Source organism: Micromonospora sp. WMMD735 (genome assembly GCF_049178995.1).
Classification (GTDB): Bacteria; Actinomycetota; Actinomycetes; order Mycobacteriales; family Micromonosporaceae; genus Micromonospora; species Micromonospora wenchangensis.
This window is the reverse complement of record NZ_JBMHMJ010000002.1, coordinates 1,317,905-1,344,689: the sequence shown is the minus strand read 5'-3', so window position 1 is coordinate 1,344,689 and position 26,785 is coordinate 1,317,905. Positions and strand designations below refer to the sequence as shown.

The following is a 26,785-nucleotide window of genomic DNA, read 5'->3' as shown; positions in this document are numbered from 1 at the left end:
CACGGCCCGCCATTCTCCCCACCCCACCCGGCCACCCACCCACCCGAGTGGCCCACCTCACCGCCCACGCCGCCTGCGCAACCACATCCCCACCACACCCACCGCCACGAACACCAGCACCGAACAACACAACAACCTGATCATCCAGCAACTGTCCCACGCCACGTAGGGTGCACACGTGCGCCTGGCCACCTTCAACCTGCTCCACGGCCGCTCCCTGACCGACGGACTCGTCGACCCCGACCGGCTCACCGCCGCCGTCCACGCCCTCGACGCCGACATCCTCGCCCTCCAGGAAGTCGACCGCGACCAGTCCCGCAGCGGCCACCACGACCTCACCACCATCGCCGCCCACGCCCTCGACGCCCCCGAACACCGCTTCGCCGCCGCCGTCGTCGGCACCCCCGGCGAACACTTCCGCCCCCTACGCCACGACGACGACGGCCACGGCGAACCCTGCTACGGCATCGGCCTGATCAGCCGCCACCGGGTCCGCAGCTGGCACGTCACCCGCCTCAAACCCGCCCCCATCCGCTCACCCCTCTACGCCCCCGGCCCCGGCGGCGGCCTCATCCTCCTGCGCGACGAACCCCGCGTCGTCCTCGCCGCCGTCCTCGACACCCCCCACGGCCCCCTCACCGCCGCCGCCACCCACCTGTCCTTCGTCCCCGGCTGGAACGCCTACCAACTCCGCCGCGTCGTACGCGCCCTACGCGCCCTACCCGCCCCCCGCATCCTCCTCGGCGACCTCAACCTCCCCGCCGGCCCCGCCCGCCTCCTCACCGGCTGGCAACCCCTCGCCCGCCACCCCACCTACCCCGCCACCGCACCCCGCGTGCAACTCGACCACATCCTCGCCGACCCCCACGACCGGCACCGGCTACCCCCGGTCACCGCCACCGCCACCCCCCGCTCCACCATCTCCGACCACCGCCCCCTCGTCGTCGACCTCGGCTGAACCGCCCCACCCGGGCACCCCCGCCCCGCACGCCCGCCGCGCCGCCCGCAACGCGTTACGGAACAACATCGCCACCGTCGTCGGACCCACCCCACCCACCCGCGGCGTGATCGCCCCCGCCACCCGCGCACACGACTCGTCCACATCCGGCAACAACCGACGACCCTCGTACCGCACCCCACCACCCACCACCACCGCACCCGGACGCACATGCTCCGGACGCACGATCCCCGGCACCCCCGCCGCCGCCACCAGGATCTCCGCCCGCCGCGTGTACCGCGGCCAGTCCGCCACCCCCGTGTGCACCACCGTCACCGCCGCGTTCGCCGTCGGCCGCTTCTGCGCCAACAACATCGCCAACGGACGCCCCAACGTCGCACCACGACCCAACACCACCACCTCCCGCCCCGCCACCGGCACCCCGTGGAACGCCAACAACGCCTCGATCCCCGCCGGCGTACACGGCAACGGCCCCGGCAACCCCAACGCCAACCGGCCCATGTTCACCGGATGCATCCCGTCCACGTCCGAATCCGGATCCAACACCTCCAACGCCCGGTCATAGTCCAGATGCCCCGGAACCGGATGCTGCACCAACACCGCGTGCACCCCGGCGTCGTCGTTGAAATCCCGCAACACCCGGTGCAGATCCGCCTGCGACGCCGACCCGGGCAACCGCACGTGCGGCGACGCGAACCCCAACTCCGCCGCCTGCCGAGACTTGATCCGGATGTACCCGGCACTGGCGTCGTCGTCACCCACCAGCACCGTCGCCAACGCCGGCACCACCCCGACCGCCCGCAACGCCGCCACCCCCTCGGCGACCTCGGCGAGAATCCGCTCCGCCACCGGCCCACCCGGCAACAACCGGGCCGGACCGGACGTGGGGGACAGGGAACAGGAAACAGACATGGCTCACCTCGACCACGGAGGCCCAGGCGGTCGACCCCCGCGACGAGCTCCCTGATGGTTGACCCATCCCCGTGCCGCCAGTCGCGTCCACCCACACCATCCCACACCCACCCCCTGACACACCGCCCCGATCACTCACCCGGCCCACCCGACACCAACCCCACCAACACCCGGTTCGTCCGGTTCGACCGCACCGCCGCCCGCTGCTGACCCGCCGTCACCTCGATGTACGTCTGCGACGACGCCAACGACGCATGCCCCAACAACCGCATGATCTCCGCCGCCCCCGCCCCGTCCTCGGCCAACCGGGTCGCGAACGTGTGCCGCAACGCGTGCAACCGCGCACCCGCCGGCACCCGGTCGGTGATCCCCGCCCGCCGATAACAGGAATCCACCAGATACTGCAACCCGCCCCGACGCAACGGCTCACCCCGCCGGTCCACGAACAACACCCCGTCCGGTCGGACGCTGCGCGCCCCGAACCGCCGCCGCCGACTGTCCAGGTAGGCCGACACCACCTCGTCCAACTCCGGCTCGACCGGCACCACCCTCGGCCGACCGCCCTTACCGGCCACCGCCACCCGACGCTCACCGGCCCGCCCCGACACCGACGACACCCGCAACGCCAACAGCTCCGCCAGACGCAGCCCCGCGCACAACGCCAACGCCAACACCGCCACGTCCCGCTCCGGCCACGGGTCACGCTGCCGCGCGTCCTCCCGCGACACCGACTCCAGCAGCAGCTCCGGGGTGTCCTCACCCCGCAACGGCTTGGGCTGGGGGAGCGGCGCCCGGGGACGCCCCACCGCCGGCATCGGATTGCCCGCCACCACCTGCTCGGCCACCAGGAACGAGAAGAACCCGTTCCAGCTCGACCAGGCCCGGTGCACCGACGCCGCCGCCCGGGGCGCGGCGAACCGGGCGAACGCCGCCCGCATCACCCGGGGGGAGAGGGTGGAGATCATCAACTGGTCGGGGGACAGGGGAGGGGTGCACTCCTCACCGGCCAGTGTCGCGACGGCCAGCAGGTCCCGCCGGTACGCCTCCTGGGTGTGTGGGGAGGGCTTGCGGGTGGCCCGCGCGGTCAGGAACTCCTCGATGAGCCGTCCAACCGATTCGTCCTGTTTGTCATGCATAAGGGATATTATGCAGCTTTCTCGGGTTGCCGGCCACCCAGGGGAGGGGAGCGACATCAGGCTGTTCCGCAGTGCATCCGGACCGGGCCGGGTTCCACCTGCCGGCATCCGCTCGGGTCGTTGTCCGCACCGGCAGTCCACGCACACCAACTGACGTCCCACGGGGACACCGGTGGCTCGTCGGCTGCCTGACCCGCACAGGCGTCCCGTCGGATCAGCGCGGCAGGGCGCGGCCCGCCGTTGTGCGGCGTCTACCGCGCGGGTGCGGGAAGCGGTTGCGGCCCCGAAGGTGGGCAGTCGCATCCAGGGTGTCCGAAGGCCGGCAGGGGGCTCCTCTCCCGGTTTACTTTACATAATGCACATTATCGAATCAGCATCGGGGCGGCTGCGGTGACCGTCCGGCTCACCGGGGCGACCGCTGGGCGCGGCACCGGTTTGCCCGCCGTGGGCGGCGGGGGCATGTGAGGGGCACGTCACCGCGATGTCCCGGAGAGGAAGCACCGATGCTGTCCGCACTCGACCGTCGGCACACCGTCGCGCCGCCCGGGTACAGCCGCTGGCTGATCCCCCCGGCGGCGCTGGCGATCCATCTCTGCATCGGCCAGGTCTACGCGACCAGCGTCTACAAGAACTCCCTGATCGCGCACTTCGACGCGAGCCAGACGGCGATCGGGGTGATCTTCAGCATCGCGATCGTGATGCTGGGGTTGTCGGCGGCGGTCGCCGGCACCTGGGTCGAGGCGAACGGGCCGCGCAAGGCGATGTTCGTCTCGGCGTGTTTCTGGGCGGCCGGGTTCGGCGTCGGCGCGCTGGGCATCGCCACCGGGCAGCTGTGGCTGTTGTACGTCGGGTACGGGCTGTTGGGCGGGATCGGGTTGGGTATCGGCTACATCTCCCCCGTGTCCACGTTGATCAAGTGGTTCCCGGACCGGCCGGGGCTGGCCACCGGTCTGGCGATCATGGGTTTCGGTGGTGGGGCGATGGTGGCCTCTCCGTTGTCGCGTCAGCTGCTGTCGTTGTACGACTCCGGGTACGACCCGGCGGACGCCGGGTCGACGGCCTCGGGACCGGCGTTGGTCTGGTTGTTCGTCACGCTGGGTGTCGGCTACTTCGTGATCATGATGTTCGGGGTGGTCAACGTGCGGGTGCCGGCGGCGCACTGGCGGCCGGACGGGTTCGATCCGGCTGCGGTGGCGGCGAAGCCGCTGGTGACCACGGCGAACGTGTCGGCGGCGAACGCGGTGCGGACCCGGGCGTTCTGGCTGCTGTGGGTGGTGTTGTTCTGCAACGTGACCGCCGGCATCGGGATCCTGGAGCAGGCCAGCCCGATGATCCAGGACTTCTTCCGCGACGGGGGCGGCTCGGCGGTGTCGGTGGCCGCGGCGGGCGGGTTCGTGGGCCTGTTGTCGTTGTTCAACATGGCCGGTCGGTTCGTCTGGTCGTCGACGTCGGACGTGCTCGGCCGCAGGCCGGTCTACCTGGTGTACCTGGGTGTGGGGATGGTGCTGTACGCGGCGCTGGCCCTGGTCGGGCAGACGGCGACGGCGCTGTTCGTGCTGCTGGCCTGCGTCATCCTGTCGTTCTACGGTGGTGGGTTCGCGACCGTTCCGGCGTACCTGCGGGACCTGTTCGGCACGGTCGAGGTGGGGGCGATCCACGGCCGGTTGCTGACCGCGTGGTCGGCGGCGGGGGTGGCCGGGCCGTTGATCGTCAACGCGTTCCTGGACGCGCAGGGTGAGCCGGGGACGTTGACGGCGTCGGCGTACCGGCCGGCGTTGTTCACGATGGTCGGGGTGCTGGCGGTGGGCTTCGTGGCGAACCTGCTGGTGCGTCCGGTGCCGCAGCGGTACCACGAACGGGCCGGTGGGCGGGACGGGGATACGGATGTGGTGACGACGCGGAGGGGTGGCGCGCGATGAACGAGGACGGTCCCCGGGGGCAGCGGGTCCGGTTGTGGGTTTCCTGGTCGCTGGTGTCGGTGCTGCTGGGTTACGGGGTGGTGCAGACGGTGCTGACGGCGGCGAGGCTGTTCACCGGGTGAAAGGGTATGGCGCTGGGCGGTCAGAGGCCGCCGGCGACGCGTAGTACCGCGCCGGTGGTGTAGGTGGCTTCGGGTCCGAGCAGCCAGGCGACGGCGCCGGCGACCTCGTCGGGTTCGCCGGCGCGGCCGAGGGGGATGCGCCCGGCGGCGGTGTCGGCGCGGTCGGGTACGCCGGAGTCGGTGTGGATGTCGGTGCGGATGATGCCGGGGGCGACGGCGTTGACCCGGATGCCGCGGGGGGCGAGTTCCTTGGCCAGGCCGATGGTGAGGGTGTCGGTGGCGGCTTTGACGGCGGCGTAGTGGATGTACTCCCCCGGGCTGCCGAGGGTGGCGGCGGCGGAGGAGATGTTGACGATGGCGCCGCCGTGGGTGAGCCGGTGGGCGGCCTGTTGGGCGCAGAGGACGTACCCGATGAGGTTGACGTCGACGACGCGGCGCAGGTCGTCGGGGCGCAGTGCGGTGAAGGGGCCGATGGGGCTGGTGACGCCGGCGTTGTTGACCAGGGCGGTGAGGGGGCCGAGGTCGGCGGCGGTGGTGAAGAGGCGGTCGATCTGGGTGGGGTCGGTGGTGTCGGCGGGGACGGCGACGGCGCGGCGGCCGAGGCGGTGGATGTCGGCGACGACGGCGGCTGCGGCGGCGTGGTCGTGGCGGTAGCCGATGGCGAGGTGGTGGCCGGCGGCGGCGAGCCGTCGGGCGGTGGCGGCGCCGATGCCTCGGCTGCCGCCGGTGATGACGGTGACCGCGGTCATTGTCCCTGCTCCCCTGCCGGTGCGGTGTGCGGTGGTGTGACGGTACCGTCCGCGCCGGTGGGTGGGCAGGGTGTGGGTGCTCACGTGGCGCGGTGGCGCGGCGGTGGGTGGGGTGATCGCTTACGCTCACCGCGTTTCGGACGGATCGGATCGGTGGAGGTGTGTGGTGGGTGTGAGTGTCGGTGATCGGGTGGAGGATTTCGTGCTGCCGGATCAGACGGGTGCGCCGCGGCGGTTGTCGGAGTTGTTGGCGGCGGGGCCGGTGGTGTTGTTCTTCTATCCGGCGGCGATGACACGTGGGTGTACGGCGGAGAGTTGTCACTTCCGGGATCTGGCGGCGGAGTTCGCGGCGGTGGGGGCGCAGCGGGTGGGGATCAGTCGGGACCCGGTGGAGAAGCAGGCGGAGTTCTCCCGGATGCACGGGTTCGACTATCCGTTGTTGTCGGATGTCGACGGTGTGGTGGCGCAGGCGTTCGGGGTGCGGCGGCGGTTGCCGTTGGGGCCGTTGAGCACGCGGCGGATGACGTTCGTGATCGGTCAGGACCGGCGGGTGCTGGCGGTGGTGCACAGCGAGTTGGGGATGAACGAGCACGCGGACGAGGCGTTGCGGGTGCTGGGGGGCTGATCGTCGGGTTGTCGTGGTGGGCTGGTATCAAGGCAGGATCAGACACGTGTACGAAAGAGGGTTGTGATGGCGGGCCAGGGTTTGTCCGATGACGAGGTGCGGGGTATCCGGGAGGCGTTGGCGGCGGGGCGGAAGCCGAGGGTGGTGTTCACCGCGTCGGCGGGGCAGATCGCCGGGCAGGTGGGTCAGGTGGTGGAGGTGACTGATCCGGCGGTGTCGGACGAGTTCGTGGTGGTGCGGTTCGGGCGCGACGAGTTGCCCTTCTCCCCCGCCGATCTGGCGGTGGCGCCGCGGGGTGCGGGTCGTCGGGTGGTGGAGGCGAAGTCGGAGCCGGTGGTGGAGCAGGTGGAGCCGGCGGCGAAGGTGGAGCCGGAGTTCGTGTTGGACACGCCCCGGGTGCCGGTGCAGAGGCGGGAGGAGCCGAAGGTGGAGCAGCAGTCGGTGGCGGTGGAGAAGCCGGCGGCGCGTCGGCCGGCGAAGGTGGCGAAGCCGAAGGGGCCGGCGGGTTTGACGGTGACGTTGGCGTATGCCGACGGTGAGTGGACGGTGGCGGCGCAGCAGGGGGCGAAGGCGTTGGCGAAGCCGTACGTGGTGAAGCCGGCGGAGGCGTTGCGGATGGTGGCGTTGGTGGATGTGCCGGGGGTGCAGGAGGCGGTGGAGCAGATCCTGTCGGCGGAGCGGTCGGAGGCGGAGCAGCAGGCGGAGAAGTTGCGGGCGGAGTTGGCGGAGATCGAGGCGCGGTTGGCGGAGTTGCGTGAGGCGCGGTGAGGTGGGGCCGGTGACGGCTGTGGTGGGGGCCGGTGGGGGGCGGTCGCCCCGCAGGCCCCCGGTGGGGGTGGGTCAGAAGTAGTCGCCGAGTTGGGCGGGGCCGCCGGCGGCGAGCAGGTCGAGTGGGGTGGGGTCGGTGCCGGTGGGGTGGTGCAGCAGGCCGGCCTGGGCGACGGTGCGGGCGGTGGCGGCACCGGTGTAGAGCAGGGCGAAGCCGCGGACGGTCAGGTGCAGGTCGGCGGGGGTGGTGGTGCGGCGCAGGTCGGCGTGGCCGTCGGTGATCTCCAGGTGCCAGGTGCCGGTGTTCCAGTCGGCGAGGGGGTCGTCGAGGGTGAAGGTGGCGGTGCCGTGCAGGTGTGGTGGCCAGCCCCGGTCGCGGATGGCGCGGGTGATGTCGACGGGGCGGTGCATCCAGGTGTCCTGTTCGTGTTCGCGGGCTTTTTCCACGGGCAGGTGGGGGGTGAGGGGGTCGCCGGGGAGCAGGGTGAGGCGCAGGGTGGGGGCGACGCTGTGCCAGCTGGCGAGGATGCCGACGAGTTCGCGGGCGGCGTCGGCGGTGGTGGCGGCGAGGTCTTCGACGGTGATGGTGCCGTCGTCGCCGTAGTGGTTGCGGCGGTCCCAGCCGGCGTAGCCGACGAGGTGGCCGTGGTGTTCGACGAGGGTGAGGCCGTCGTAGGGCAGGGTGTCGTCGGTGGTGTGGCGGGTGCGGTGGTGGTCGTGCAGGGGGCCGCTGCGGGCGAGTAGGCCGCGGCGGTGGCGGACGGTGCGGGTGTGTAGTTCGTCGACGGCGGTGAGGTCGGCGGCGGTGCCGGGGCGGACGGTGAGGTGTGGGCTGGGGTGGTGGCGGGTGAGCAGGGCGGTGGGGAGGTTGACGGTGCGTAGGGTGCCGGCGGTTTCCCAGCCGCAGGCGCGGTAGGGGGCGGCGACGGTGGGGAACAGCGCGCTGACGGCGGCGCCCCGGTCGTGTGCGCCGCGTAGGAGGGTGGTGAGCAGGGCGCGGGCGATGCCGCGGCCGCGGGCTTCGGGGGTGACGGCGACGCCGGCGATGTCGGCGGCGGCGATGGTGCGGCCGTCCCACCACTGGTGGTGGTGCAGGTCGACGGCTTTGCCGATGAGGCGGCCGGTGTGGTCGAACGCGCCGTAGCGGGTGGTGCCGGGGGTGGTGGTGGGTGGTGGTGCGGGTTGCGGGTCGGAGCCGAAGGCGGTGCGGCCGAGGTGCCAGGCGGCGGCGTGGTCGTCGTCGGTGAGTTCCCGGACGTGGGGGTCGTGCGGCATGCGGCGACGATAGCGGTGGGTGGGCGGGTCGGCGACGGGTTTGTGGTGGACGCGTTGCGGGGCCGGTGCGACCCCCTCGCTCCGGCCCCGCGTCCCCGCGCCCCTCGCGCGTCTTTCAGTGTTGCGGGATGTTCTGTACCCCGATTCGCTTGCGGAACACCCAGTAGGTCCAACTTTGGTAGGCGAGGACGATCGGGGTGAAGACGACGGCGACCCAGGTCATGATTTTCAGCGTGTAGGGGGTGGAGGCGGCGTTGGTGGCGGTGAGGGTGCCGGTGGGGTCGCCGGTGGAGGGCATGACGTTGGGGAACAGGGCGGTGAAGAGGGTGGCGACGGCGAGGGCGATGGCCAGGGCGGTGCCGGTGAAGGCCCAGCCTTCGCGGCGTACGCGGGCGGCGGCGAGTGCGCCGAGCAGGGCGAGTGCGGCGGCGGCGGCGAGGACGATGGCGGCGGGGTTGGAGCGGATGGTGAGGGTCCAGGTGAGGAAGGCGACGGCGACGACGGCGGTGCCGACGCCGAGGGTGACGGCGAGGGTGCCGGCGCGGTGGCGGATGTCGCCGGTGGTCTTGAGGGCGAGGAAGACCGCGCCGTGGGTGAGGAAGAGGCCGAGGGTGGTCAGGCCGCCGAGCAGGGCGTAGGGGTTGAGCAGGTCGAGCAGGCCGCCGACGTATTCGTGGTCGGCGTCCAGGGGTACGCCGCGGAAGATGTTGGCGAAGGCGACGCCCCAGAGCAGGGCGGGGATGGCGGAGCCCCAGAAGATGGCGTGGTCCCAGCGGCGTTTCCAGGCGGCTTCGGGGCGCTTGTGGCGGTATTCGAAGGCGACGCCGCGGGCGATGAGGGCGAGCAGGATGAGCAGTAGGGGTAGGTAGAAGCCGGAGAAGAGGGTGGCGTACCACTCGGGGAAGGCGGCGAACATGGCGCCGCCGGCGGTGATGAGCCAGACCTCGTTGCCGTCCCAGACGGGGCCGATGGTGTTGATGAGGACGCGGCGTTGCCGGTCGTCGCGGCCGAGGACGGGTAGGAGCATGCCGACGCCGAAGTCGAAGCCTTCGAGGATGAAGTAGCCGGTGAAGAGCACGGCGACGAGGAGAAACCAGATGGTGGTGAGTTCCACGGTGGGGCTCCGGGTCAGTAGGCGAAGGCGAGCGGGCGCTCGGCGTCGTCGGTGTCGTCGGGGGTGGGGGTGACGTCGGGTACGCCGGCGCGGGCGTAGCGCAGGAGGAGTTTGAGTTCGATGACGGCGAGGGTGGCGTAGATGAGGGTGAAGGCGGTGAAGGAGGTGAGGACTTCGGTGAGGGAGACGCTGCGGGAGACGCCGTCGCGGGTGAGCATCTCGCCGAAGACGATCCAGGGTTGGCGGCCCATCTCGGTGAAGATCCAGCCGAAGGAGTTCGCGAGCAGTGGGAGCACGGGCATGATCAGGCCGGCGCGCAGCAGCCATCTGTTGGTGGGGGTGCGGCCCTTGCGTTGGGTCCAGAGGATGAGCAGGGCGATGGCGGCGGCGGCGAGCCCGAAGCCGATCATGAAGCGGAAGCTCCAGTAGGTGACCGGGATGATCGGGGTGTAGCTGCCGGGGCCGTACTGGCTGGCGTACTGGGCCTGGAGGTCGTTGATGCCGTGGACGGTGCCGTTGGGGTCGCCGGTGCCGAGGTAGGACAGCAGGTAGGGGATCTTGAGGGCGAAGACCTCGCGGCTGCCGTCGAGGCTGCCGACGGTGAGTACGGAGAACGAGGCGGGGCTTTCGGTGGTGTAGAGGCCTTCGGCGGCGGCCATTTTCATGGGCTGCACCTGGGTCATGATCTTGCCTTGGATGTCGCCGGTGAGGACGACGAGGGTGGCGGAGATGAGCACGACCCAGGCGCCGAAGCGGGTGGCGTGACGGTAGGCGTCGGTGTCGGGGGTGTCGCGGCGGCGCATGACGTGCCAGAGGCCGACGGTGGTGACGAGGGCGCCGGCGACGAGGAAGGCGCCGGCGAGGGTGTGCGGGAAGGTGATGAGGGCGACCTTGTTGGTGAGGACGGCGACGAAGTCGGTGAGTTCGGCGCGTCCGGTGTCGGGGTTGAAGCGGTAGCCGACGGGGTTCTGCATGAACGAGTTGGCGGCGAGGATGAAGTAGGCGGACAGGTTGGTGCCGATGGCGGCGGCCCAGATGCTGGCGAGGTGCAGGCGTTTGGGGAGCCGGTCCCAGCCGAAGATCCACAGGCCGATGAAGGTGGATTCGAGGAAGAAGGCGACGAGGGCTTCGATGGCCAGGGGTGCGCCGAAGATGTCGCCGACGAAGCGGGAGTAGTCGGACCAGTTCATGCCGAACTGGAATTCCTGCACGATGCCGGTGACGACGCCCATGGCGAAGTTGATCAGGAAGAGTTTGCCGTAGAACTTGGTGAGTTTGAGGTACTTCTCGTCGCCGGTGCGGTGCCAGCGGGTCTGGAGGATGGCGACCAGGACGGACAGTCCGATGGTCAGTGGTACGAAGAGAAAGTGGTAGACGGTGGTGACACCGAACTGCCAGCGGGCGACGTCCAACGCGTCCACCGGGATCCCCCTGCCATTGATACTACGAGACGTAGTAGATACTACCGCGCGTCGTAGGTCGTCGGGCAGGGTCGGGGGTCCCGACCCGACCCGGGACCAATGACCCTGATCACCACGGGCCGCACGACCCGGCTCCGGTCCTCCCCCACGCCCGTGCGACCATCGGCGACTGATGGACACCCCGCGCCCCGGCTGGCAGCCACCACGGTTCTGGCGTGCCGCCCAACTGCTCGCCCGGCTGGTCGTCGCCCTGTGCGCCCGACTGGAGGTCAGCGGGGACGTCCCCGAGCACCTGCGCCGGGGGCCGCTGATCCTGGCCGCCAACCACATCAGCCCCTTCGACCCCATCGTGCTCGGCGCGGCCTGCCGGGCCCGGGGCGTGTCGCCCCGCTTCATGGCCACCGGTGGGCTGTTCCGCACCCCGGGCCTCGGCGCGCTGATGCGCCACGCCGGGCACCTGCGCGTCGACCGGGGCACCACCGGCGTACGCCGGGCACTCGACGACGCCGCCGCGGCGGTCACCGCCGGGTCGGTGGTGCTGGTCTACCCGGAGGGACGCATCGGCCTGGACCCCGGCATGTGGCCCGAACGCGGCAAGACCGGCACGGCCCGCCTCGCCATGGCCTGCGACGCCCCGGTGGTGCCCGTGGCCCAGTGGGGGTCGCACGAGGTGCTGCCCTACCGGGCACCCCGGGGGATGCTGCGCGCGCTGGGCCGGGCGCTGGTGCGCCGCCCGGTCATCCGGGTCCGCTTCGGCGTGCCGCTGCACCTCGCCGACCTCTCCCCCGACGCGCCCGGCGCGGCCCGCCGGGGCACCGACCGGATCATCGACGCGATCACCGCCACCCTGGTGCCGCTGCGGCCCGACGAACCGGACCGGCCCCGCCACGTCGACCCGGGGCGTCCCGTCGACACCAGCCGGGTCCACCGCCGCCCCACGTCGGCCTGACCCGCCGCCGGTCGGCCGCCCGCCGGCCAGCGGGGGCGGGCATACTGCGCTGCGTGTCGACCCGAGCCGGCTACCTGGATGCCCCCACCCCGCTGGCCTTCGCGCACCGCGGTGGCGCCGCCGACGGCGACGAGAACACCGTCGCCGCGTTCACCCGGGCCGTCGAGCTGGGCTACCGGTACGTGGAGACCGACGTGCACGCCACCGCCGATGGGGTGTGCGTGGTCTTCCACGACGCCACCCTGCGTCGGGTCACCGGGCAGCGGGGCCGCATCGCCGACCTGCGCTGGGCCGACCTGGCGACGGTGCGGGTCGGCGGCGCGGCGGTCGTGCCCCGGCTCGACGAGGTGCTGGCCGCCTGGCCGCAGATCCGGTTCAACATCGACGTGAAGGCCGACACCGGCGTCACCCCGGCGGTCGGAGCGGTCACCCGGGCCGGCGCGGCCGACCGGGTGCTGCTGGCGTCGTTCAGTGACGCCCGGTTGGCGCGGCTGCGCGCGGCCACCGGCGGCCGGGTCGCCACCGGCCTGGGCGCGCGGGGGGTGGCCCGGCTGTGGCTGGCGTCGCGGCACGGCCGGCCGGTGCGGTTGCCGCCGTCGGTGGTGGCCGCGCAGGTGCCGCCCCGCTACGCCGGGGTGCCGGTGGTCGACCGTCGGTTCCTGGCCTACTGCCGCCGGCTGGGGGTGCAGGTGCACGTCTGGACGATCGACGAACCTGCCCGGATGCACGACTTACTGGATCGTGGTGTGGATGGCATCATGACCGATCACGTCGGCGTGCTGCGCGACGTCTACCGCAGCCGCGGCCTCTGGGCCGCCTGAGCCCCGAGGACCGCGATGGCCGACCCGGTCGCCACCACCCCCACCGCCACCGGCACCCCGGCGGGCCTGCGCCGGGAGCGGCGTGGCTGGTACCTGTACGACTGGGCCAACTCGGCCTTCCAGACCACCGTGATCACGGTGTTCCTCGGCCCGTTCCTCACCACCGTCACCGAACTGGCCGCCGGCTGCGAACTCGGCGCGGACACCTGCGACGGGTACGTGCACCCGCTGGGCATCCGGGTCGCCGCCGGCTCCTACTACCCGTACCTGATCTCGCTGTCGGTGCTGTTGACCGTGTTCGTGCTGCCGGTGGTGGGGGCGATCGCCGACCGGACGGTGCACAAGAAGCGGCTGCTGGCGGGGGCGGCGTTCACCGGTGCCGGGGCGACCATCGCGATGGCGCTGGTCACCGGCGAGCGGTACCTGCTCGGTGGGGCGTTGTTCCTGGTCGCCAACATCGCCTTCGGCGCGGCGGTGGTGGTGTACAACTCGTTCCTGCCGCAGTTGGCCGGCCCGGACGAACGCGACGCGGTGTCCAGTCGCGGCTGGGCCATCGGCTACCTCGGTGGTGGTCTGCTGCTGGCGTTGAACCTGGTGGCGGTGACCCTGCTCAGCGAGGACGACAACCCGCAGCGCACCCTGGACCTGGCCCGCTGGTCGATCGTGTCGGCCGGGGTGTGGTGGGCGGTGTTCACCCTGGTGCCGCTGCGGTGGCTGCGGGAGCACCCCACCGCCGAGGCGTTGCGCGGGGCGGGCCGTAACGTGGTCACCGACGGGTTCCGGCAGCTCGGGCGGACCCTGCGGGAGATCAAGGCGTACCCGTTGACGCTGTTCTTCCTGCTGGCGTTCCTGGTCTACAACGACGGTATCCAGACGGTGATCACCCTGGCCAGCCAGTACGGCACCGAGGAGCTGCGGCTGGGGCAGAGCACGCTGATCGTGACGATCCTGCTGGTGCAGTTCCTCGCCTTCGGCGGGGCGTTGGCGTTGGGGGCGCTGGCCCGGCGCATCGGTGCGTGGAAGACGGTGCTGCTGTCGCTGGTGCTGTGGACCGGGGTGATCATCGGGGCGTTCCGGTTGCCCGCCGGGGCCCCGCTGCCGTTCATGATCCTCGGTGGGGCGATCGGTCTGGTCCTCGGCGGCAGCCAGGCGTTGAGCCGGTCGCTGTTCAGCCAGCTCATCCCCGCCGGCAAGGAGGGCGAGTACTACGGGTTCTACGAGATCAGCGACAAGGGCACCAGTTGGCTCGGCCCGCTGGCGTTCGGCCTGGTCTTCCAGCTCACCTCCTCCTACCGGGTGGGTCTGGTCTCCCTGCTGATCTTCTTCGTGGTCGGGTTCGCGCTGCTGGCCGCGGTGCCGATCCGCCGGGCCATCGTCGCCGCCGGCAACACCCCGCCCCGGGTGCTCTGACCATCGGCCCGATCCACCCGCACCGATGGGCTAGGCTGCCCCGACGTGACCGACGACGCCGCTGCCACCCCCACCTGCCTGGCCCGTCCCCTGCCCGGCCCGCACGACGGGGGGACCGGCTGCGCCGCCGCCCGGGGCGTCGACGGCCGCCCGTTGCACGCCGCCGCGTTGAAGTTCTTCTGGGGTCCGATGGACTGCGGCAAGTCGACGATGGCGTTGCAGATGAACTACAACCACGCCCGGCAGGGGCGGCGGGGCCTGGTCACCACCCGCATCGACCGCTCGCTGGGGCCGCGGGTGACCACCCGCATCGGGTTGGCCCACACGGCGGTGGAGGTGACCGACGAGCTGGACCTGCGGGCCCTGGTCCGGGACACCTGGGCCGAGGGGGTCCGCATCGACTACCTGATCTGCGACGAGGCGTCGTTCTACGACGTGGCGCACGTCGAGCAGATGGCCGAACTGGTCGACGGCTACGACGTCGACGTGTACGCCTTCGGTCTCGCCACCGACTTCCGGTCGTGCCTGTTCCCGGCCGCCCGGCGGCTGTTCGAACTGGCCGACGAGGTGGCCCGCATCCAGGTGGAGGTGCTGTGCTGGTGCGGGCGGGAGGGGCTGCTCAACGCCCGCGTCGTCGACGGGCGGGTGGTCCGTGAGGGCGCGCAGGTCGTCATCGGGGACACCGTCGACACCGCCGACGTGCGCTACCAGGTGCTGTGCCGGCGGCACTACCGCTCCGGCGACCTGGGCCCGCGCGCCTGACCCGGCCGGCGGTCAGTACGGGTCGCCGTGGTCAGTACGGGTCGCCGCAGATCCGCCACTTCCCGTCCTCCTTCACCACCGGCAGCCGCCGCTGCTCGTCGGCCCCGCCGTCGCGGGTGACCCGCACCGCCACCTCCCCCGCCGGCCGGCCCCCCCTGGTGCGGACCGACACGTCGAGGATCTCGTAGCCGGTGACCACCGGCGGGGTGCGGACCCAACCGGCGAACCCGACCTCGCTCCACCGGCCGCGCGTCGGCGCGCACAACCGCCGGTACGCCTGCTCCACCTCACCGGCGGACAGTTCCCGCAGGAACCCGTCGGCGGTCTCCCGCACCGGGCCGGTGGCGCCCGCCACCACCTGCACGTTCCACAGCCCCAGCCCGGCCACCCCGACCAGGCACAGGCCGACGGCCAGACCCCCCAGGAACAGGCCGGTGCGCACCGGGCGACGCCGCCGCGCCGGTCGGGTCCACGCCTGCTGCACGCTCATCACCTGCGACGGTAGGCGGGCGGGTCGGGGCGGCGCAGGCGGTTCGCCCCCTGTCGCACCGCCGGGGCGATCGTCTACGGTCGGCGCACACCCCTGGTGAAGGAGCGACGGATGAGCCGCTACGTGCAGCCGGTGCCGGACATCGACGACCCGTACGCCGGTGACCGGCTGCTGCGGTCGTGGCTGACCCGGCAGCTCGGCGCGGACGGGCACACCGCTGCCCGGGACCGGCTGACCGCGCTGGCCGCCGACGTCGCCGGGCCGCTGCGCGCCGCGCACGCCGACGCCGAGGCCCACCCGCCGACGCTGGTCCGCTACGACCCGTGGGGCGCCCGCGTCGACCGGATCGACACCAGCGCCGGCTGGCAGGCGCAGCGGGCCGCCGCCGCCCGCCACGCCGTGGTCGCCCTGCCCTACCTGGATTCGGCGCGCGGCACGTGGGGGGCCGCCGCTCGCGTCGTCCAGCACGCCCTGCTGCACCTGTACGGGCCGGAGTCGGCGACGTTCTCCTGCCCGGTGGCGATGGCCGACGGTGCCGCCGCGCTGCTGAGCACCCCCGACGTCGACGCACAGGTGCGCGACGCGTGGCTGCCCAGGCTGGTCGCGACCGACCCGGACACGGCGATCGTCAGCGGGCAGTGGATGACCGAGTCGCAGGGCGGCTCCGACCTGTCCGGCACCGGCACCCTCGGCCGGCCCGCCGCCGACGGGTCGTGGCGGTTGAGCGGGGAGAAGTGGTTCTGCTCGGCCGCCGACGCGGCGATGGCGGTGGCGTTGGCCCGGCCGGAGGGCGCCGGGCGGGGCAGCCGGGTCCTCACCCCGTTCCTGGTGCCCCGCTACGCGGCCGACTCGCCGCTGGCCGGTGCCACCGCCGCCCCGGACGGCCCGGCCCCCGGGGTGGTGGTGCGGCGGCTCAAGGACAAGCTGGGCACCCGGGCGTTGCCGACCGCCGAGATCGGGTTGCGGGACGCGTACGCGCTGCCGTTGGGTGATCCGGCGGTGCCGGGGCTGGTGCGGGCGATGACCCTGGTGGTGGTGACCCGGGTGCACAACGCGTCGGCCGCCGCGTCGGGAATGCGTCGGGGCCTGTCCTATGCGCTGGCGTACGCGCGTGCCCGGCGGGTGGCCGGTGGGCTGCTGGCCGACAATCCGCTGCACCGGGCCACCCTCGGCGCGTTGGCGGTCGACGCGGCGGGCGCGTTCGCCCTGGCCGGGCACGCGTTCGCGTTGCTCGGCCGGGTCGAGGTCGGCGGCGACCCGCAGGCCGCCGCGGAGCTGCGGGTGGTCGCGCCGCTGGCGAAGCTGGCCACCGGACGGCTGGCGGTGTCGTCCGCCGCCGAGTACGTGGAGGCGTTCGGTGGGGCCGGCTACGTCGAGGACACCGGCGTGCCGAGGCTGCTGCGGGACGCGCAGGTCCTGCCGATCTGGGAGGGCACCACCAACGTGCTGGCGGTGGACGTGCTGCGCGCGGTCACCCGGGAGGACGCGGCCGGTCCGCTGCTGGCGCGGCTCACCGCCGCCGCCGACGTGGCCCGTCCGCTGTCCCCGGTCCTGGCCGACACCCTCGCCGCGGTGGCCGCGGAACTGCGGGCCACCCTCGGTGAGGTCACCGCCGACCCGGCGTCGGCGACGGTCCTGGCCGGCGCGCGTGCCCTGGCCCTGCGGATGGCGTACGCGCTGGCGGCGGCGCTGCTGGTGGAGCACGCCGCGTGGGGTGACGGGCAGGCCGAGGTGGCCGCCCGGTTGTGGGCGCGGCGGTGGCTGCGGCACGAGGACATCTGCGCCGACGCCCACCACCACCTCGACCTGCTCACCTGACCCGGGTCAGCGCGCCGTGCAGGAACAGGTCGACCAGGTCGGTGGTGGACGGCGTCGTGGTGGCCAGCGGGCCCGGCGGGGACAACAGACCGAGGAACAGGTCGGCGAGCTGGTCGGGCGGCAGCCGTAGCCGGTCGACGTCGGGGGTGAACAGGGCGGCCACCGCCGAGCGGACCGCCGTCGCCGCCGTGCCGGCCGGTGGCGGGTCGGGGCGGGCCCGACCGGTGGCGTGCAGGGCACCGAGCACCGCGCCCAGCCGGGCCAGGTGGGCGTGGACCGCCCCGGCGGCCTCGGTGAGCCGACCGGCCAGGGGCTGGCGTCGGTCGATGCGGGCCAACCGGTCGAGCAGCGGGTCGGGGCGCAGGGCCTCGGCCACGCAGGCGTCGAGCAGCGCCTGCTTGTCGGCGAAGGCGCGGAACACGGTCGCCTCGCCGATCCCGGCGGCCCGCGCCACCTCGGCCGTGGTCAGGGTGGTGCCCCGGCGGGTCAGCAGGGGCAGCGCGGTCTGCACGATCATGGCGCGGCGGCGGTCGGCGGCCATGGCCGGCGCGCGTCGTCGGCGTCCCCCGGGTGCCGTCATGGCACCACACTCGGGAGTGAGCGCTTACTCCGTCAACCGGTTTTCCTCAGCCGCGCCGCCGGGCCCGCGCTGCCCAGATGACGTACGCCGGGTCCCGGTCGAGGTTGTGCCGGTCCCGGTCGTAGCGGCGGGTGGTCCGCGGGTCGGCGTGCCCCATCGCGTCCTGGACGTCCTCCAACGGCACCCCCTCCTCACGGGCGGTGGTGGCGAAGGCGTGCCGCAGCGAGTGTGGGGACAGCTTCGCCGCCGCGGCGATACCCGCCGTGGCGGCCAGCCGGCGCACCAGCCGGAACACCGAGTGCCGGTCGAGTCGACCGCCGGTGGTGGTGGCCAGCAGCGGGCCGGTCAACGCCTCGACGGCCACCCCGGCCGTCGCCGCCCGCTCGGTCAGGTAGGCGTCGAGGGCGTACGCGGTGCCCGGGGTGAGCGCCCGGCGGCGGGACTTGCCGCCCTTGCCGACGAACCGGACGCTGCGGTGCCCCCGTTCGGCGCCGAGGTCGGCCAGGTCGAGGGAGACCAGTTCACCGACCCGCAGGCCGAGGTCGGCCAGCAGGGCGACGGCGGCCCGGTTGCGGGCCGCCGTCGGTCCGGTGTCGGCGTCGGCGGCGGCCAGCAACGCGTCGACCTCCTGCGGGGTGAGGCCGACGGTGGCCGAGTGGTCCCGGTCGATGCGCGGGCGGTCGGCCCCGGAGACCGGGTTGGCGTCCACCGCCCGCAGCTTCACCAGGAACTCGTACCAGCTGGACAGGGCGGACAGTTTCCGGGCGACGGTGGCCGGGGTCAGCGGCCGGCCGCTGCGCGCCGCCGGGGTGGCCTCCAACTGCCGGGCGTAGGCGTTGACGTCGAGGAAGGTGGCCCGCAGCGGGTCCAGGTCACCGCCGGCACACCAGGTGAGCCAGCCGGCGATGTCGCGCCGGTACGCGTCGCGGGTGTGCGCCGACAGTCGACGGTTACGCAGCCACGCCTCGGTGAAGTCGACGGGTGTGCCGGTCAGCGCCGGGCGGGTCGCGGTGCGGGGCAGGACGGGGCCGTCGGGACGCAGCATGCGAGAAAGACTCTCAGCCCCGGTCGGTAATCACGGTGAGGCGCGCCCGAGCGGATTGCCCGACGCCCGGGCGCGACGACGTCGGGCCCGGTGGGGGCCGGTGCGGCCCCCACCGTGGGCGTGGTGGTCAGGCGGTGATCTGCCGGTGTCCGTTACCGGCAGTGACCGGGACCCGACGCGGCTTGGCCCGCTCGGCGATCGGGATGCGCAGCGTCAGCACCCCGTGCTCGTAGGCGGCCTCCAGCCGGTCGGTGTCGAGGGTGTCGCCGAGGAACAGCTGCCGGGAGAAGGTGCCCATCGGCCGTTCGGCGGCGACCAGTTCGACGCCGTCGGAGGTGGGACGGCGGCGCTGCGCGCGGACGGTCAGCACGTTGCGCTCCACCGTGCAGTCGATGCTGTCGGGGTCCACCCCGGGCAGGTCGAACGCGGCGTGGAAGTGGTCGCCGTCGCGCCAGGCGTCCAGGTGCATCACCGCGGGGCGGCTGGTGGTGCCGAAGAGCTGCTCGGCGAGCCGGTCGATCTCACGGAAGGGGTCGGTACGCATCAGCATGGTCGTGCCTCCTCGGTTTCCTCGGGCCGAAGGTTTCCGGTGAAGTTGAGCCGGGTCGACTCAACTCGTACTTCAGTATTTACCTCGTCCCGGCGCGCCCGTCAACCCCGTCGTCGGTCACGGCCCGGTACGCCGGTAGACCCGCTGGTCACGGCGCAGCAGGGCCCCGTCGACCAGGTGCCGGCGGACCGTCACGTGGTCGGTGCCGCGCCGGCAGACGTTCTCCGACCGGTCCCGGGAGCCGGGGCGGTCAGGAGGGCTGGACCTCGTCGAACAGGGCGAGTGCGGTGGCCGGGTCCGGGCCGACCAGGCGTTCCAGACCGGCCGTGGTGATCGCCGCCCACCTGCCGGCCCGCGCCCACATCCGTTCCTCCCAGACCCGCACGACCCCGTCCAGATCGTCCGGGTCGGCGGCGACGGACTCCGCGAGCTCGGCGCCGTCGAGCATCGCCAGGTTCGCCCCCGCCCCCAACGGCGGCATCAGGTGCGCGGCGTCGCCCAGCAGCGTCACCCCACGCACGTGGGCCCACGTGTGGGACACGGGAAGGACGTGGATCGGACGGTGGACGAACGCGGTGCCCCGCCCGAGCAGGTCACGCACCGGTTGCGCCCACCCGTCGAACAGGGCGAGCAGAGCCGACCGCGTCGCCTCCACATCGGCCAGGTCCAGCCCCGCGTGCCAGTCCAGCGGCGCGCGGAGCTGCGCGTACACCGTGACGTGGCCGCCGCTGTTGCGTTGGGCGACGATCGCGCGGTTCACCCCGTACACGGCGAGCGCGCCGTCGCCGATCAGCTCGGCCAGGTCGGGGTGGCGGGTGTCGACGTCGTCGAGGGAGGTCTCGACCGCGGTGACGCCGGTGTAGTACGGGGTCGCCGGCGACACCGCGGGCCGCACCCGCGACCACGCGCCGTCCGCGCCGACCACGAGGTCGAACGTCTCCTGCCGGCCGTCGGCGAGGTGCACGAGCGCGCCGTCGGTGGGCACCACCTGGGTCACCTTCTGGCCCCACCGCACGTCGAGCGAGTCGAGCAGCAGGCCACGCAGTTGCCCACGGTCGATCTCCGGATTGGCCCGCTCGTCCGGTCGGGGTCGCCAGTCCCGCAGCACGGTTCCCGCCGGGTCGAGGATGCGCATGGCCTGCCCCTCGGGACGGGACAGCTCGCGGAACCGTGCCGTCAGCCCCGCCTTGTCCAGCGCCAGTTGGCCGAGCCCCTCGTGCAGGTCGAGGGTGCCTCCGGGGGGACGGGAGTCGGGCCCGTGATCGCGTTCCAGGACGGCGACGGGATGGCCGAGGCGGTGCAGGACCCGGGCGAAGGTGAGGCCACCGGGCCCGGCACCCACCACCGCGATACGCTGTCTCATGGCGATACACTGTATCGGTCGTGAACGTGTCGTCGCCAGCAGCCGGAGGTGACCGTGACCGTGTGGGACCGGCCGGAACCGCCGCCTCCCCCGGTGCCGCTCGACCGGGAGCGGATCGTCGTCGCCGCCGTCGCGCTGGCCGACGAGGGCGGCCTGACGGCGGTGTCGCTGCGCAAGGTCGCCGCTCGCCTGGACGCCGGCCCGATGCGGCTGTACGGCCACCTCGCCACCAAGGACGAGCTGCTCGACCTGATGGTGGACGCCGTCCACGCCGAGATCCTTCCCGACGAACCGACCGCCGACTGGCGGGAGACGCTGCGGGTCGTCGCCCACCGCACCCGGCGTACCGTGCTGCGGCACGAGTGGCTGGCCGACCTGCTCGGCGGCCGCCCCACCCTGGGACCCAACGGCCTCGCCGTGACCGAGACCCAGCTGGCCGCCCTCGACGGGCTCGCCGACACCGACACCGTCCTGCGTGCCGTGGAGACCGTCGGCGCCTACGTCACCGGCGCGCTCCGGCGGGAGGTCGCCAACCTGCGGGCGGAACGCGCCACGGGCCTGTCCAAACGCGACTGGCAGCGCGCCCACGGCCCGCACGTGACGAGGATCCTGGCCACCGGCCGCTACCCGGCACTGGCCCGGGCGGTGCACGACGGCACCGAGGTGGACGCCGAGACGTCCTTCACCGCCGGCCTGGACTGGGTCCTCGACGCCGTGGCCACCCGACTGCCCGGATAACCCGGTTGTCGTCGACGAGGCCGTCGGTGACGGTGTGCCCATGTCCCACGAACTGTTCGCCGTCGTCGCGGCCACCGGCGCCCTCGGCCGCCGCGCCGTCACTCGGCTGCGTGAGCGGGTCGTGGCCGTCGTCCGCGATCCCCGCCGCGCCCGCCCTCTGGCGGTTGCCGTACGCCACGGCGACTACGACATCCCCGACACGCTGGTCGAGGCGTTCGCCGGGGTCACGCGACTGCTGTTCGTCTCGTCCCCCGAACTCGATCCCGCCTGTCGCACCGAACAGCACCGCGCGTCGTGGCGGCGGCAGAGCGGGCCGGGGTCACCGATGTGGTCTACACCAGTTTCCATCCGATCGCCGGCCTCTTCGACGCCCACCGGGCCACCGAGGAGGCGCTCGCCGCAGCGGGCCCGGTCCACACGGTGCTGCGGAACCCGTTCTACACCGCGAGCCGTTCGTCGACGCGGCGCTCCGGGACGCCACATCCGGGGCGGCGTTGGTGCACGCGACCGGGGGCCGGAACCTGACCACCGCCACCCGGGCCGACCTAGCCGATGCCGCAGCGGCCGCCCTGCTGCGCCCCGACACCCGGGGGCGGACCTACACCCTCAACGGCCCGCCGTGGACGTACCAACAGGTGGCCGCCGCGCTCGGCGTCGAGGCCCGAACCGGCGTGGTGACCGGCCCGATGGGCTGGCTGCACGGATTGGCCCGTGCCGGCACCCTGGACGTGTCGACCGACCACCTACGTGAACTGCTCGGACGGACGCCGGCCGGCATCCTCGACGACCTCCCTCGGGCCAACTGCTGACCCGGGTTTGTCAACCGCGGGACGGGACTGGTGAACAACTCCGGCCTGCCCTATCTCTGGAGCGCAGGCACCCTTCGATGGAGGAGAACAGGATGCGAACCAGACCCAGTCTCGCGGCGGTCATGACGCTCGCCGTGACGGCCGCAGCGATGACGGTGGCCGATCCAGCACTGGCCCTCAATCAGAAAACCTGCCAGGTGAAATACGACGGCGTCGACCGCGACTGCATCACCCAGACGCTGGATCTCGCCGGATCGAACCTGTTTCACGTCGCCTCGACCGGTGCCCCGGCAGACCAGTCCTGGCTGTTGATCGTCACGGATGTGAACAACGGCAAGGTCGTCGTCAATGATCCCCCAATCTGGGGCAACGCGAACGTCTGGCGGACCAAGGTCTACTCCGACTACACCGCCTACGCGTGGTGTAACCGGCCCTGCCCCGGACTGACGCTGTACTTCGCCAACGGCTGACCTGGATGCCCTGCTGGCGTGAATCCGACTTCACCGACGGCTTCGGCCTCTTCTCACGTGATGCTGATCCCACGTGATTAGTTGAAGTCGGTGGATGTGAGGGCGATGCCGCGTCCGGAACGTTCGATGGATCCTGCTGCCGGTCCGGTGCAGATGCTGGCCACCGAGCTTCGTGACCTGCGTCGACGTGCGGGGAACCCGGGATATCGGGAGCTTGCTTCCGAGGCCGGCTACTCGGTCACCGCCCTGGCCAACGCCGCCGGGGGCCGGCGTCTGCCGAGCTTGCCGGTGACGTTGGCGTTCGTCCGGGCGTGTGGTGGCGACCCGTCCGTCTGGGAGCGGCGGTGGCGGCAGGCGTCGGCCGAGTGGGCGGCGTCGCAGGGCCACGGCGCACGGCGGCAGTCCCCGGCAGCGGACGGGCGGCCGCCCTATCTCGGACTGGTCGGTTACGGCGTGCAGGACGGGGACCGCTTCTTCGGGCGGCGGCGGATCCTGGCGCAGTTGGTGCAGATGCTGGAGGAGCACCGGTTCGTCGCGGTGTTCGGCGCTTCTGGTAGCGGTAAGTCCTCGCTGTTGCGGGCCGGTCTGATCCCCGCCATCCGGTGCGGTGACCCGGCCCGCGGCGGCGGACACGTCGTACTGATCACCCCGGGTGCCGAGCCGACCAAGGCGTTACGCAAGGCGTTGGAGCAGGTGCCGGCCACCACCTCGGTGCTGCTGGTGGTGGATCAGTTCGAAGAGCTGTTCACGCTGTGCCGCGACCCGCTCGAACAAGCCGCCTTCATCACCGTGCTGACGGCCTCGGTCGTCGACGCGGACGCGGCGGAGGACACCGCGCCGCGGATGCGGGTGGTGATCGGGGTCCGCGCCGATTTCTACGCCCGCTGCGCGGAGTCCGCGCCACTGGCCCAGCTGCTCGCCGGGGCCAACGTCCCCGTAGGCCCGCTGGCCCCGGACGAGCTGCGCGAGGTGGTCACCGAGCCGGCCCGGCGCGCCGGTCTGACCGTCGAACGGGCCCTCCTGACCAAGATCGTGGCCGATGCCGAGGCACAACCGGGAGCCTTGCCGCTGGTCTCGCACGCCTTGCTGGAGACCTGGCGGCAACGCCGCGGCGAGGTCCTGACACTGGCCGGGTACGAGGCCGCGGGCGGGATGAGCGGTGCGATCGCCCAGACGGCGGAGTCGGTGTACCAGGGTCTGAACGCGCGCGATCGGGAAACGGCCCAGCACGTGCTGACCCGGTTGGTCGCGCTGGGCGAGGGTGTGCCGGATACCCGGCGCCGGGTACGACGTGACGAGTTGGACCGGCCCGGGGTGGGTGCGGTGCTCACGAAACTGGCCGACGCGCGCCTGCTGGTCCTCGGTGTCGACACCGTCGAGATCGCGCACGAGGCGCTGATCAGGGCCTGGCCCCGGCTGGACGACTGGCTGCACGACAACCGGGACGAGCTTCACCTGCGCCGCCAGCTCACCGAGGCGAGCCAGATCTGGCTGTCCCATGACCGCGACAGCGGCGCGCTCTACCGCGGCGCGCCGCTGGCCGCCTGGGACGGACGCAGCCTTCAGCCTCTCAACGTCCTGGAACGCGCCTTCCTGACGGCCAGCCGCGATCGGCAGGCCCACGAGATGACCACCCGGCGCCGCCGCGTCCGGCTCGCGCTGACCGGTCTGACCGTCGCTGTGGTGGTGATGAGCGTGCTGGCCGCCATCGCCGGGGTCCAGGCGCGTCGGGCGAACGAGCAGCGTGACCTTGCCCGCTCCAGCCAGCTGGTGGCTCAGGCCCGCGCCCAGTTGCAGGTCGATCAGGAGGTCGCACTGTTGCTCGCCGTCGAGGCGTACGACACCGAGCCCACCGGGGAGGCGCAGTCGGTCCTGCGGCAGGCGGTGGCCTATTCGCGGGGGCGGGCCACCGTGGCCGCCGGCCAAGGCCAGGTGCTTGAGGTGGCGTACAGCCCGGACGGCCGCACGGTCGCCAGCGCCGGCGACGACGGCACGGTCCGCCTGTGGCAGCGCGCCGAGCCGGAGGGACTGCAAGCTGCCCCACGAGTCCTGCGGCGTGGCGACGCGGCACTCAACGGTCTCGCCTTCAGCCGGGACGGGCGGTCGCTCGTGGCAGGCGGGGATGACGGCCTCGTCACTGTGTGGAATCTGGCCGGCGGCGCCCCGGTGGTGCTGCGTGGGCACGGTGGCGTCGTGCACGCGGTCGCGTTCAGTCCGGACGGCCGGTGGGTCGCCAGCGGCAGCGACGATCGCACCGTCCGAATCTGGGACTCCGCGGGCCGGCGACATCCGGTGGTGCTGACGGCCGGGAGTCCCGCGCTCGGCGTCGCCTTCAGTCCGGACGGCAAGCAGGTCGCCGCCGGCGGCACTGGGACGATCCACATCTGGGATGCGACCGGCCGGGGCGCGCCGAGGGTGCTCACCGGCCATGAGTGGACGGTCAAGGATGTGGAGTTCAGTCCGGACGGAAGCCGGCTGGCCAGCGCAGGCAGCGACGGCACGGTGCGCATCTGGCCGACCTCGGGCCCGGCGATGCCGGTGGTCCTTCATGGCAACGACTCCTACGTCGAGTCTGTGGCGTTCAGCCCGGACGGCCGCCGGGTGGCCAGCAGCCACAGCGGCAGCAACACCATCCGGGTGTGGAACACGACCGGCGAGCAGGACCCGGTGGTGTTGCGCGGGCATGACGGAGCGGTGTGGAGTGTCGCGTTCAGCCCGGACGGGCGGCGGCTGGCCAGCGCGAGCACCGATGGCACGATCCGGTTCTGGGATCCCGGCGTCGCCGGGAGCCCGCTCGTGCTGCGCGGTCATCACGGGGAGGTGTGGACCGTCGCCGGCAGCGCCGACGGGCGGCTGATGGCCAGCGGCGGGGTGGACGCCACGGTGCGCGTCTGGCGAGACCCGTGGCGCGCCGACCCGTTGGTTCTGCGGGGCAATCAGGACGAGGTCCTGGTGGTGGCGGTCAGCGCGGACGGCCGCTGGGTGGCGAGTGGCGGACTGGATCAGACCGTCCGCGTCTGGAACGCGCAGACCGGCGAGGAGCGGGTGGTGCTGCGCGGCCACACGGGACCCGTGTTCGGCGTCAGCTTCAGCCCCGACGGGCAGCGCCTGGCCAGCGCCGGCAGAGACGGAAGTGTACGCGTCTGGTCGCTGGCCGGCGGCGCACCACTGGTGCTGCGTGGCCACGAGGGCGGCGTCCGTGCGATCGCATTCAGCCCGGATGGACAGCGCGTGGCCAGCGCGAGCACCGACGGCACAGTCCGGATCTGGTCCGCCGACGGTACCGGGACCCCGACGGTGGTGCAGGACCAACCGTCCGGCCGCCCGGTCTGGGCCGTCACGTTCAGCCCGGACGGCAGGCGTCTGGCCGTCAGCGCAGGACGGCGCCGTGCGGATCTGGTCCAGCGACGGCCACGGACCACCGGTCTCCCCCTGCAGGGTCACCGCGATGTCGTCTGGAGCGTCGATTTCAGTCCGGACGGCCGGCTACTCGCCAGCAGCGGCCAGGACAACGACGGCGTACGGGTCTGGCAAACCGCAACCGGCCGGGAGTTGGTCACCATGCGCGGCCACGGTGCCTCGGTCGAACAGGTCAGGTTCCTCCCCGACGGTCGACTCGCCACCGCGCACGGCGACAGCACCGTCCGGATCTGGCGATGCGACGTCTGCGGACCGATCACCGAGGTGCGCGCCAAGGCGGACACCTTGGCCACCCGGACCCTCACCGCCCAGGAACGCGAGACCTTCGTCCTTCCCACCCGGTGACCTGCCGTTGTCACCTCCGGACCGGGCTGCCAGGAGGTGTTGCCGCCGGCTGCGGTAGGTGGGATGCAGCCGAGCAGGGCGGAACCCGTCATCAGGTTCACCGAGTTGCCTCCCGGGCCCGCAGGTCATCGGTGCAGACGGCCGACGCGTAGCGATCTCAGGCGGATGGAAGGGTTGCAACAGAACAGACATTATGGTGCTCCACCGTTATGCCCG

Annotated in this window: 27 protein-coding genes and 1 riboswitch; of the genes, 15 read left to right on the top strand and 12 right to left on the bottom strand. The window is 72.6% G+C overall.

Annotated elements, in window-relative coordinates; translation table 11 throughout:
- The first annotated feature begins 178 nt into the window (after nt 1–178).
- Entirely contained in the window at nt 179–958 is a 780-nt protein-coding gene (locus ACN268_RS05850; RefSeq protein WP_421482118.1) for an endonuclease/exonuclease/phosphatase family protein, read from the top strand.
- Here the strand turns inward: ACN268_RS05850 and ACN268_RS05845 are convergent.
- Together ACN268_RS05845 and ACN268_RS05840 are read right to left on the bottom strand one after the other, a co-directional pair.
- Nucleotides 881–1,870 (bottom strand): bifunctional 5,10-methylenetetrahydrofolate dehydrogenase/5,10-methenyltetrahydrofolate cyclohydrolase, encoded by a 990-nt coding sequence (locus tag ACN268_RS05845; RefSeq protein ID WP_421482117.1) that lies wholly within the window; start codon nt 1,868–1,870, stop codon nt 881–883. The two genes, ACN268_RS05850 and ACN268_RS05845, sit on opposite strands and share 78 nt — an antisense overlap.
- 13 nt (nt 1,871–1,883) lie before the next feature.
- A riboswitch (ZMP/ZTP riboswitch) is annotated at nt 1,884–1,960 on the bottom strand.
- A gap of 41 nt (nt 1,961–2,001) precedes the next feature.
- On the bottom strand, nt 2,002–3,006 hold the full coding sequence (locus tag ACN268_RS05840; RefSeq protein ID WP_421482116.1) for a tyrosine-type recombinase/integrase: 1,005 nt from the start codon (nt 3,004–3,006) through the stop codon (nt 2,002–2,004).
- A 503-nt stretch (nt 3,007–3,509) separates the two neighbouring features.
- Here ACN268_RS05840 and ACN268_RS05835 point away from each other — a divergent pair.
- Together ACN268_RS05835 and ACN268_RS05830 are read left to right on the top strand one after the other, a co-directional pair.
- The gene (locus ACN268_RS05835; RefSeq protein ID WP_421482115.1) at nt 3,510–4,925 is read left to right on the top strand and encodes an OFA family MFS transporter; all 1,416 of its coding nucleotides are present in this window, start codon (nt 3,510–3,512) and stop codon (nt 4,923–4,925) included.
- Nucleotides 4,922–5,047: an MFS transporter small subunit gene (locus ACN268_RS05830; protein ID WP_421482114.1), complete on the top strand. Its 126-nt coding sequence runs from the start codon at nt 4,922–4,924 to the stop codon at nt 5,045–5,047. Before ACN268_RS05835 ends, ACN268_RS05830 begins: the two co-directional genes overlap by 4 nt.
- Before the next feature lie 20 nt (nt 5,048–5,067).
- On the opposite strand, the gene ACN268_RS05825 is transcribed toward ACN268_RS05830, so the two are convergent.
- Nucleotides 5,068–5,796 (bottom strand): SDR family oxidoreductase, encoded by a 729-nt coding sequence (locus ACN268_RS05825; protein WP_421482113.1) that lies wholly within the window; start codon nt 5,794–5,796, stop codon nt 5,068–5,070.
- A gap of 163 nt (nt 5,797–5,959) precedes the next feature.
- Here ACN268_RS05825 and ACN268_RS05820 point away from each other — a divergent pair, with 163 nt between their 5' ends.
- Nucleotides 5,960–6,421: a peroxiredoxin gene (locus tag ACN268_RS05820; protein ID WP_421482111.1), complete on the top strand. Its 462-nt coding sequence runs from the start codon at nt 5,960–5,962 to the stop codon at nt 6,419–6,421.
- Between the two features lie 66 nt (nt 6,422–6,487).
- A complete protein-coding gene (locus tag ACN268_RS05815) occupies nt 6,488–7,189 on the top strand; it encodes a hypothetical protein (protein WP_421482110.1) in 702 nt (233 codons plus the stop codon).
- Between the two features lie 72 nt (nt 7,190–7,261).
- Here the strand turns inward: ACN268_RS05815 and ACN268_RS05810 are convergent, their stop codons facing one another.
- From ACN268_RS05810 to ACN268_RS05800, 3 genes are all read right to left on the bottom strand, one after another.
- Nucleotides 7,262–8,464: a GNAT family N-acetyltransferase gene (locus ACN268_RS05810; RefSeq protein ID WP_421482109.1), complete on the bottom strand. Its 1,203-nt coding sequence runs from the start codon at nt 8,462–8,464 to the stop codon at nt 7,262–7,264.
- A gap of 115 nt (nt 8,465–8,579) precedes the next feature.
- On the bottom strand, nt 8,580–9,578 hold the full coding sequence (gene cydB, locus ACN268_RS05805) for a cytochrome d ubiquinol oxidase subunit II (protein ID WP_421482108.1): 999 nt from the start codon (nt 9,576–9,578) through the stop codon (nt 8,580–8,582).
- A gap of 14 nt (nt 9,579–9,592) precedes the next feature.
- Nucleotides 9,593–10,999 (bottom strand): cytochrome ubiquinol oxidase subunit I, encoded by a 1,407-nt coding sequence (locus ACN268_RS05800; protein ID WP_421482107.1) that lies wholly within the window; start codon nt 10,997–10,999, stop codon nt 9,593–9,595.
- 172 nt (nt 11,000–11,171) lie between these two features.
- Here ACN268_RS05800 and ACN268_RS05795 point away from each other — a divergent pair, with 172 nt between their 5' ends.
- The 4 genes from ACN268_RS05795 to ACN268_RS05780 are packed head-to-tail and all read left to right on the top strand — an operon-like array spanning nt 11,172 to nt 14,941.
- A complete protein-coding gene (locus tag ACN268_RS05795) occupies nt 11,172–11,948 on the top strand; it encodes a lysophospholipid acyltransferase family protein (protein ID WP_421482106.1) in 777 nt (258 codons plus the stop codon).
- 53 nt (nt 11,949–12,001) lie between these two features.
- Nucleotides 12,002–12,769 carry a glycerophosphodiester phosphodiesterase gene (locus ACN268_RS05790; protein WP_421482104.1) on the top strand — a complete coding sequence of 256 codons (768 nt, stop codon included), beginning with the start codon at nt 12,002–12,004 and terminating at the stop codon, nt 12,767–12,769.
- A gap of 15 nt (nt 12,770–12,784) precedes the next feature.
- The gene (locus ACN268_RS05785) at nt 12,785–14,179 is read left to right on the top strand and encodes an MFS transporter (RefSeq protein ID WP_421482103.1); all 1,395 of its coding nucleotides are present in this window, start codon (nt 12,785–12,787) and stop codon (nt 14,177–14,179) included.
- 45 nt (nt 14,180–14,224) lie between these two features.
- Nucleotides 14,225–14,941 (top strand): thymidine kinase, encoded by a 717-nt coding sequence (locus tag ACN268_RS05780; RefSeq protein WP_421482102.1) that lies wholly within the window; start codon nt 14,225–14,227, stop codon nt 14,939–14,941.
- A 31-nt stretch (nt 14,942–14,972) separates the two neighbouring features.
- Here ACN268_RS05780 and ACN268_RS05775 read toward each other — a convergent pair whose 3' ends face one another.
- Complete coding sequence (locus ACN268_RS05775; RefSeq protein WP_421482101.1) at nt 14,973–15,431, bottom strand: hypothetical protein; 459 nt, start codon at nt 15,429–15,431, stop codon at nt 14,973–14,975.
- Nucleotides 15,432–15,542: 111 nt separating this feature from the next.
- On the opposite strand from ACN268_RS05775, the gene ACN268_RS05770 reads away from it, so the two are divergent.
- A complete protein-coding gene (locus ACN268_RS05770) occupies nt 15,543–17,249 on the top strand; it encodes an acyl-CoA dehydrogenase family protein (RefSeq protein ID WP_421482100.1) in 1,707 nt (568 codons plus the stop codon).
- Here the strand turns inward: ACN268_RS05770 and ACN268_RS05765 are convergent.
- From ACN268_RS05765 to ACN268_RS05745, 5 genes are all read right to left on the bottom strand, one after another.
- Nucleotides 17,242–17,829 (bottom strand): TetR/AcrR family transcriptional regulator, encoded by a 588-nt coding sequence (locus ACN268_RS05765; protein WP_421482099.1) that lies wholly within the window; start codon nt 17,827–17,829, stop codon nt 17,242–17,244. The two genes, ACN268_RS05770 and ACN268_RS05765, sit on opposite strands and share 8 nt — an antisense overlap.
- Nucleotides 17,830–17,875: 46 nt before the next feature.
- A complete protein-coding gene (locus tag ACN268_RS05760; RefSeq protein WP_421482097.1) occupies nt 17,876–18,874 on the bottom strand; it encodes a tyrosine-type recombinase/integrase in 999 nt (332 codons plus the stop codon).
- Between the two features lie 127 nt (nt 18,875–19,001).
- On the bottom strand, nt 19,002–19,424 hold the full coding sequence (locus ACN268_RS05755; RefSeq protein WP_421482096.1) for an Hsp20/alpha crystallin family protein: 423 nt from the start codon (nt 19,422–19,424) through the stop codon (nt 19,002–19,004).
- Nucleotides 19,425–19,541: 117 nt separating this feature from the next.
- The gene (locus ACN268_RS05750; protein ID WP_421486818.1) at nt 19,542–19,619 is read right to left on the bottom strand and encodes a hypothetical protein; all 78 of its coding nucleotides are present in this window, start codon (nt 19,617–19,619) and stop codon (nt 19,542–19,544) included.
- 55 nt (nt 19,620–19,674) lie between these two features.
- Nucleotides 19,675–20,787, bottom strand: a complete 1,113-nt coding sequence (locus ACN268_RS05745; protein WP_421482095.1) for an FAD-dependent oxidoreductase — start codon at nt 20,785–20,787, stop codon at nt 19,675–19,677.
- A gap of 48 nt (nt 20,788–20,835) precedes the next feature.
- On the opposite strand from ACN268_RS05745, the gene ACN268_RS05740 reads away from it, so the two are divergent.
- From ACN268_RS05740 to ACN268_RS05720, 5 genes are all read left to right on the top strand, one after another.
- Nucleotides 20,836–21,525: a TetR/AcrR family transcriptional regulator gene (locus tag ACN268_RS05740; RefSeq protein ID WP_421482094.1), complete on the top strand. Its 690-nt coding sequence runs from the start codon at nt 20,836–20,838 to the stop codon at nt 21,523–21,525.
- 294 nt (nt 21,526–21,819) lie between these two features.
- A complete protein-coding gene (locus ACN268_RS05735; RefSeq protein WP_421482093.1) occupies nt 21,820–22,050 on the top strand; it encodes a hypothetical protein in 231 nt (76 codons plus the stop codon).
- The gene (locus tag ACN268_RS05730; protein ID WP_421482092.1) at nt 22,023–22,334 is read left to right on the top strand and encodes a hypothetical protein; all 312 of its coding nucleotides are present in this window, start codon (nt 22,023–22,025) and stop codon (nt 22,332–22,334) included. Before ACN268_RS05735 ends, ACN268_RS05730 begins: the two co-directional genes overlap by 28 nt.
- Nucleotides 22,335–22,426: 92 nt before the next feature.
- Nucleotides 22,427–22,804, top strand: coding sequence for a hypothetical protein (locus ACN268_RS05725; protein WP_421482091.1), 378 nt, complete (start codon nt 22,427–22,429; stop codon nt 22,802–22,804).
- Nucleotides 22,805–22,909: 105 nt separating this feature from the next.
- Nucleotides 22,910–26,569 (top strand): hypothetical protein, encoded by a 3,660-nt coding sequence (locus ACN268_RS05720; RefSeq protein WP_421482090.1) that lies wholly within the window; start codon nt 22,910–22,912, stop codon nt 26,567–26,569.
- Nucleotides 26,570–26,785 lie beyond the last annotated feature (216 nt).

What these genes read in the sequence shown, in the direction of transcription:
- ACN268_RS05845 (WP_421482117.1), bottom strand. Translation starts at nt 1,870, where the DNA reads ATGTCTGTTTCCTGTTCCCTGTCCCCCACGTCCGGTCCGGCCCGGTTG.
- ACN268_RS05840 (WP_421482116.1), bottom strand. Translation starts at nt 3,006, where the DNA reads ATGCATGACAAACAGGACGAATCGGTTGGACGGCTCATCGAGGAGTTC.
- ACN268_RS05835 (WP_421482115.1), top strand. Translation starts at nt 3,510, where the DNA reads ATGCTGTCCGCACTCGACCGTCGGCACACCGTCGCGCCGCCCGGGTAC.
- ACN268_RS05830 (WP_421482114.1), top strand. Translation starts at nt 4,922, where the DNA reads ATGAACGAGGACGGTCCCCGGGGGCAGCGGGTCCGGTTGTGGGTTTCC.
- ACN268_RS05825 (WP_421482113.1), bottom strand. Translation starts at nt 5,796, where the DNA reads ATGACCGCGGTCACCGTCATCACCGGCGGCAGCCGAGGCATCGGCGCC.
- ACN268_RS05815 (WP_421482110.1), top strand. Translation starts at nt 6,488, where the DNA reads ATGGCGGGCCAGGGTTTGTCCGATGACGAGGTGCGGGGTATCCGGGAG.
- ACN268_RS05810 (WP_421482109.1), bottom strand. Translation starts at nt 8,464, where the DNA reads ATGCCGCACGACCCCCACGTCCGGGAACTCACCGACGACGACCACGCC.
- ACN268_RS05795 (WP_421482106.1), top strand. Translation starts at nt 11,172, where the DNA reads ATGGACACCCCGCGCCCCGGCTGGCAGCCACCACGGTTCTGGCGTGCC.
- ACN268_RS05785 (WP_421482103.1), top strand. Translation starts at nt 12,785, where the DNA reads ATGGCCGACCCGGTCGCCACCACCCCCACCGCCACCGGCACCCCGGCG.
- ACN268_RS05775 (WP_421482101.1), bottom strand. Translation starts at nt 15,431, where the DNA reads ATGAGCGTGCAGCAGGCGTGGACCCGACCGGCGCGGCGGCGTCGCCCG.
- ACN268_RS05770 (WP_421482100.1), top strand. Translation starts at nt 15,543, where the DNA reads ATGAGCCGCTACGTGCAGCCGGTGCCGGACATCGACGACCCGTACGCC.
- ACN268_RS05765 (WP_421482099.1), bottom strand. Translation starts at nt 17,829, where the DNA reads ATGACGGCACCCGGGGGACGCCGACGACGCGCGCCGGCCATGGCCGCC.
- ACN268_RS05760 (WP_421482097.1), bottom strand. Translation starts at nt 18,874, where the DNA reads ATGCTGCGTCCCGACGGCCCCGTCCTGCCCCGCACCGCGACCCGCCCG.
- ACN268_RS05755 (WP_421482096.1), bottom strand. Translation starts at nt 19,424, where the DNA reads ATGCTGATGCGTACCGACCCCTTCCGTGAGATCGACCGGCTCGCCGAG.
- ACN268_RS05745 (WP_421482095.1), bottom strand. Translation starts at nt 20,787, where the DNA reads ATGAGACAGCGTATCGCGGTGGTGGGTGCCGGGCCCGGTGGCCTCACC.
- ACN268_RS05725 (WP_421482091.1), top strand. Translation starts at nt 22,427, where the DNA reads ATGCGAACCAGACCCAGTCTCGCGGCGGTCATGACGCTCGCCGTGACG.
- ACN268_RS05720 (WP_421482090.1), top strand. Translation starts at nt 22,910, where the DNA reads ATGCCGCGTCCGGAACGTTCGATGGATCCTGCTGCCGGTCCGGTGCAG.